This is a genomic window from Nocardia sp. NPDC051570, from assembly GCF_044454005.1.
Lineage (GTDB): Bacteria > Actinomycetota > Actinomycetes > Mycobacteriales > Mycobacteriaceae > Nocardia.
Map to the genome: position 1 here is coordinate 1 of NZ_JBITDI010000072.1, position 1,023 is coordinate 1,023.

General features: G+C 64.1%; 2 protein-coding genes. Both read left to right on the plus strand.

The features are described from left to right. Window positions 1–58: 58 nt before the first annotated feature. Entirely contained in the window at window positions 59–382 is a 324-nt protein-coding gene (locus ACIA76_RS43765) for a transposase (RefSeq protein WP_397161509.1), read from the plus strand. Continuing rightward, a partial coding sequence (locus tag ACIA76_RS43770; protein ID WP_397161511.1) for an IS3 family transposase occupies window positions 382–1,023 on the plus strand: 642 nt, incomplete at its 3' end. The genes ACIA76_RS43765 and ACIA76_RS43770, both read left to right, overlap by 1 nt.

A 1,023-nucleotide genomic window follows, 5' to 3' on the forward strand; every position in this document is an offset into this window, starting at 1 on the left:
CCCCGGATAGTGGACACTGATTTGGCAGGACCGGAGGTCCTGCTGGAAGGATGTCGCTATGCCTCCTCGCAAGCGCCGGTCGTTCACGGCCGAGTACAAGGTCGAGGCTGCCCATCGGGTGATCGATTCCGGCCGCACGATCGCCGAAGTCGCCCGGGAATTGGGCTTGAACGAGGGCCTGCTGAGCAACTGGGTCAAAGACGAGCGGCGCCGGATCGCCGCTGCCGAGGCCCACGGTGAGAAGCCTCTGGATGCGGCCGAGCGGGCCGAGTTGCTGCGATTGCGCAGGCAGGTCAGCGAACTGGAGAAGGACAACACCTTCCTGGTAAAAGCCTCGGCGTACTTTGCCGCGATGCAGAAGAACCGGCCCGGTTCGATCTGATGGTGAAGTACGCCGGCCCCGACGACATCCTCGCCACCGCCGGCACTGTCCGACCGGCGGGACCCCGGTTCTCCGTCGTGCGGATGGCGCGGTTGTTGAAGGTTTCCACGTCGGGCTACTACGAGTATGTGAAGCGTTCGGCGGCAACAGTTTTGACGCCAAGACAGCAGCGTCGAGCCGACCTCGAGGTGAAGATCACCGACATCCACACCGACTCGAACCGCACCTACGGATCACCACGGGTAACTGCCGAGCTACGTGATCGCGGCGAGGTGGTGATCAGGAAAACCGTCGCCAAGATCATGGCGTCGATCGGTTTGGAGGGCATCAGCCCGCGCACGTTCAAGGTGAAAACGACCGTGGTCGACCCGACAGCGTCGTTCCCGTCCGACCTTCTCGGCCGCGTTTTCGATCAGGGCCGACTGGATGCGGCGTGGCTGACCGATATCACCTACCTGACCTGCGGGCAGGGCGACATGTTCCTGTGTGCGATCCGTGACGGGCATTCCCGGAAAGTGCTCGGCTACAGCATCTCCGACCACATCGGGGCCGAGATGGTCACCGAGGCCATCGAGGCGGCTGTCGCCGCGCGCGGCGGGCAGTGCCGGGGCACGATTCTGCATTCGGACCGCGGCGGTGAA

Excerpts from the sequence above, each read along its gene's own strand:
- ACIA76_RS43765 (WP_397161509.1), top strand. The coding sequence starts at position 59 with ATGCCTCCTCGCAAGCGCCGGTCGTTCACGGCCGAGTACAAGGTCGAG.